5 protein-coding genes and 1 pseudogene are annotated in these 4,118 nt (G+C 69.8%); all 6 read right to left on the reverse strand.

What is annotated here, in order from left to right:
• Nucleotides 1–173 (reverse strand): annotated as a pseudogene (locus D452_RS31145) (L-cystine ABC transporter ATP-binding protein YecC); the annotation flags it as partial.
• Complete coding sequence (ehuD, locus tag D452_RS0100945) at nucleotides 160–798, reverse strand: ectoine/hydroxyectoine ABC transporter permease subunit EhuD (RefSeq protein WP_017542306.1); 639 nt, start codon at nucleotides 796–798, stop codon at nucleotides 160–162. The pseudogene D452_RS31145 and the gene ehuD, both read right to left, overlap by 14 nt.
• The gene (gene ehuC / locus D452_RS0100950) at nucleotides 795–1,520 is read right to left on the reverse strand and encodes an ectoine/hydroxyectoine ABC transporter permease subunit EhuC (protein WP_017542307.1); all 726 of its coding nucleotides are present in this window, start codon (nucleotides 1,518–1,520) and stop codon (nucleotides 795–797) included. The genes ehuD and ehuC overlap by 4 nt, the downstream gene beginning before the upstream one ends.
• The gene (locus D452_RS27365) at nucleotides 1,472–2,458 is read right to left on the reverse strand and encodes a transporter substrate-binding domain-containing protein (protein WP_338042015.1); all 987 of its coding nucleotides are present in this window, start codon (nucleotides 2,456–2,458) and stop codon (nucleotides 1,472–1,474) included. Before D452_RS27365 ends, ehuC begins: the two co-directional genes overlap by 49 nt.
• A gap of 714 nt (nucleotides 2,459–3,172) precedes the next feature.
• Nucleotides 3,173–3,583, reverse strand: coding sequence for an ectoine synthase (locus tag D452_RS0100960; RefSeq protein ID WP_017542308.1), 411 nt, complete (start codon nucleotides 3,581–3,583; stop codon nucleotides 3,173–3,175).
• A gap of 121 nt (nucleotides 3,584–3,704) precedes the next feature.
• A partial coding sequence (locus D452_RS27370) for an aminotransferase class III-fold pyridoxal phosphate-dependent enzyme (protein ID WP_017542309.1) occupies nucleotides 3,705–4,118 on the reverse strand: 414 nt, incomplete at its 5' end.

Genomic DNA, 4,118 nt, shown 5'->3' on the forward strand with positions numbered 1-4,118 from the left:
CCGCTGGGCCCGATGAGCGTGACGCGTTCGCCCGGCGCGACGGAGAAGTCCAGCTCGTCGAGCACGACGTTGCTGCCGTAGCGCTTGACGACCTTGTCGAACCGGACGATCTCCCCGCCGGCGGGCTCGTGCGCGCCGGCGGCCTCCGGACTCGGGCTCTCAGACTGCTGCATAACGGCGCTCCAGACGTCGGATGATGACCGCGGAGGGCACGCTCACGGCCAGGAAGAACAGGCCCGCCAGGGTGTAGGCCTCCATGCTGCGGAAAGCCTCGGTGCCGATCGCCTTGGCCACGAACATCATCTCGCCCACGGTGATGGCGAACAGGTAGGGCGTGTCCTTGAACATCGAGATGAGGTAGTTGCCCAGGGGCGGGATGACCTTGCGGATCGCCTGGGGCATCACCACGGCGCCCCACACCCGCAGCGGCGGCAGGCTCAGCGCGCGGCAGGCCTCCCACTGGCCCTTGGCGACGCCCTCGATCCCCGACCGGTAGACCTCGGCGGTGTAGGCCGCGTAGTGCACGCCCAGCACGGTGATACCGATGGTCAGCGGCGTGACGGCCGGCGGCGCCAGTGCGAACACGAACAGCAGTTGCACCAGCACCGGCGTGGTCCGGATGAACTCGAAGACCACGAAGACCACCGGGCCGATGTAGTCCATGCGCCGCAGGATGGCGACGACCAGACCCAGGACCAGAGCGACGGCGTAGCCGATAACGGTGGCCTGCACGGTGACGGCCAGGCCTTCCAGCAGCCGGGGGATGATGCTGATCGCGAACTCGGTGTCCCAGTTCACTCGGCCGTCCCCACTTTCGTTCCGGGTGTCGGCGGACGCAGCAGGTCCAGCAGCGAGCCGCGCGCCGGCGCCCTGCCCAGCCGCCGGTTGGCGCGGCGCTCCAGCGTCCGCATGCCCACGATCAGCAGTTGGGCGATGACGAAGTACATGACCAGGGCGCTGCCGTACGACAGGATCGTCTCGCTGGAGCTGGCACGCATCCGCCCGGCGACGTCGGTGAGGTCGGCGACGTTGATCAGCGACACGATCGCCGAGGCCTTCATCAGCTCGATGACCAGGTTGCCGAAGGTGGGCAGCATCTGCGCCCAAGCCTGGGGCAGCAGCACCGACCGCATGCGCCGCAGCCACGACATGTTCAGCGCGATCGTGGCCTCGGTCTGGGCCGCGGGCACCGCGTTGATCGCCGCGCGCACCACCTCGGCGCCGTACGCGCCCACGTTCAGCCCCAGTGCCAGGACGCCGACGAACATCGGGGACAGCTCATACGGCGTGATCTGCGGGATCGCGTAGGCGAACCAGAACAGCAGCACCAGGGCCGCGACTCCGCGGAACGCCTCGGTGTAGACCGTGGCCGCGGCGCGCGCCACGGGGTTGCGCAGCGTGCCGAGGATGCCGACCGCCATCGCCAGGACGAACGCCAGCGCCGATCCCAGCACGGTTATCAGGAGTGTGATCAGGGCCCCGTCCAGATAGACGGGGAATCTGTTGAGGAAGAAATCCACCGGGGATCCTCGTCTAGCCGTTGTCCGCCGAGCAGAGCTCCTCGGTGGTCAGGTCCCCGGGCTGGGCCGTCTCGTCGAAGCCGAACTCCTGACCGATCTCCAGCAGCCGGCCGCTCTCCTTGAAGTCGGCCAGAACCGTGTTGAACTCGTCCAGAAAGTCCTGGTTCTCCTTGCGGAAGGCGAACCCCGCCGGCCGGCGAGACCTCCTCGCCGTCGACGACCGGGGTGAAGCCCTCGGTCACCTCGTAGCCGTCCTGCATGCCGCGCTGGTCCATCTGGTAGTTGAGGGAGAACGTGCTCAACCCGACGGCGTCCACACGGCCGTTCTCCAGCAGGTCGAGCATCTGCACGGCGTTGTCGCCCAGGGTCATCTGGTCCTCGGCGACCCCGGCGCCCTCGGCGTAGTCCTTCTCGACCGAGGCGTTGAGCACCGCGATGGTGACGTCGGGGTTGTCGGCCACCGAGTGGTAGGTCTCCAGGCCCAGCGGGTTGCCCTTCTCCACCATGAACGCTTCGAGCACCTTGTAGTCGGGCTCGGCGAAGGCGACCTCCTCGCAGCGGTCGGGCGTGATGTACATGCCGGCGGCGACGATGTCGAAGCGGCCGGCCTTCAGACCGGGGATGAGGGCGTCCCAACTGACCGCCTCGGCCTCGATCCCGTCGATGCCCATCTCGGCGGCGATCGCGCGCAGGAGCTCGGGGGCCTCGCCGGTGACCTCTCCGTTGTCGTCGATGAAGCCGAACGGCGGCTCGTTGTTGATCGCGGCCTTGATCGAACCCTTCTCGCGCAGGCTCTCCAGCAGGCTCTGCCCCTCGGAGGGATCGGTACGGGAGCACGCGGCCAGCCCTGGCCCTGCGGCCAGCGCGGCGGCGGTGACGCCGCCGGCGCGGAGGACGTCGCGGCGGCCGAGGCGAACCAGGGGACTGCTGTCGCTCATTGCTTATCTCCTCGTCGCGAAACTAAGGGGGTCGACGAACAACGCGGCGCTCCCTTCCGCGCGGGGAAGGAGCGCCGTGCGGTGGTACGGACATGCGTGGCCCTGAGGCCGAACCCGAGCGTGTCAGGAGACGGGCCGCCTCAGTACCCCCGGTCACGCGGGGCGCCCGGCACCAACCGGCGCCTGCGGACTCATTGCCCATCTTCCGTCCCTGCTAACGGAGGCGGAATAGCACGTTATGCACTGGTTATCCCGGTGCATGACCGAGACCGGCCCCGTAACGATCGGGCCACGAACAGTCGTGCTTCGCGGCGTTGCGGCGGGGTCGCCGGGCTGTTCCAGCCGCATGTCGTCGCGGTCGCCCGGACGTGCGGGCGCGGCCGTTCAACGGCGGGCGGCGCCGCTACACGTGCCGTCGACGCAGGACACGGGGCCCGGTGCGCTCCCGGCCCGATCATCGGCGCACCGTTGCGCTCGTCGCCGCCGTCCAGCGGCGGGAAGGCGCGCACGGCGCGCGTTCGCGGCGCGGTCGTCCGCATCCGGGAACGGGCGGGCCGGAGGAAGCGCGATCCCGGAGGCGCCGGCCCACCCGGCCCGTGGAGGCGAGCGGCACCCGCGGCCGGGGCGCTGCCGTTCGATGCAGCGGGGGCGGCCCGCAGCGCGGACCGCCCCCGGCAGGCGGGGCGCGGCACCGGCCGACCGCCCCGCACGGGTCTACTTCGCCGCGGCCTCCTGGCCGTCCTCGGTCAGCAGGGGGTACACACCGTTCTCGTCGTGCACCTCGCGGCCCGTCACCGGCGGATTGAACACGCACAGCACCCGGAAGTCGGTCTTGGGCCGCACCGTGTGGTGCTCGTGGCCGTCGAGGAGGTACAGCGTGCCCGGCGTGACCAGGTGGGTTTCACCGGTCTCGTCGTCGGTGATCTCCGCCTCGCCCTCGATGCAATGGACCAGCTCGATGTGGTTGGCGTACCACATGCTGGTTTCCGTGCCCGCGTAGAGCACGGTCTCGTGGAACGAGAACCCGACTTTGTCCTTGGCCAGGACGATTCGGCGGCTGCGCCAGGTCTCGGTGCGGATGTCGGCGTCGGTGCCGTCGACATCGCTCATGCTGCGCACGATCAAAGTGCCTACTCCTCTTGCTTGCTCCGAACAACCGCAGAGGCGGGGGCCGAACCGGTCGGCCCCCGTCCACCTCCACGGCCAATTGTGGGGCCGCCGAAGCCCCTGTGCCCAGTGGTTCCGCTTACGCCGCCTGGGGAGTCTTCATCGCGGCGCGGGCCGCGTCGGCGATGATCGCCAGCCCTTCTTCGAGTTCCTGCTCGGTGGTCGTCAGCGCGGGCAGCAGCTTGGCCACCTCGTCCTCGGGACCGGAGGTCTCCACCAAGAGGCCGCGCTCGAAGGCCTCGCGGCTGAGCACGTTGGCCGCGTCCGGGCGCTCCAGCACCAGTCCGCGGGCCATGCCGCGGCCGCGCACATGGGCTTCGTCCGGGCCCAGCTCGTCGGCGACGGCCTGCAGGCGGCGGTCCATCAGCTCGCCCTTGGCCAAGGTCTCCTTCTGGAAGGCGTCGTCGCTCCAGTAGGTCCGAATAGCGGCGGCGCCGGTCACGAAGCCCGGGTTGGGACCGCGGAAGGTGCCGTTGTGCTCGCCCGGCTCCCA

Source organism: Nocardiopsis prasina DSM 43845 (assembly GCF_000341265.1).
Taxonomy (GTDB): Bacteria; Actinomycetota; Actinomycetes; order Streptosporangiales; family Streptosporangiaceae; genus Nocardiopsis; species Nocardiopsis prasina.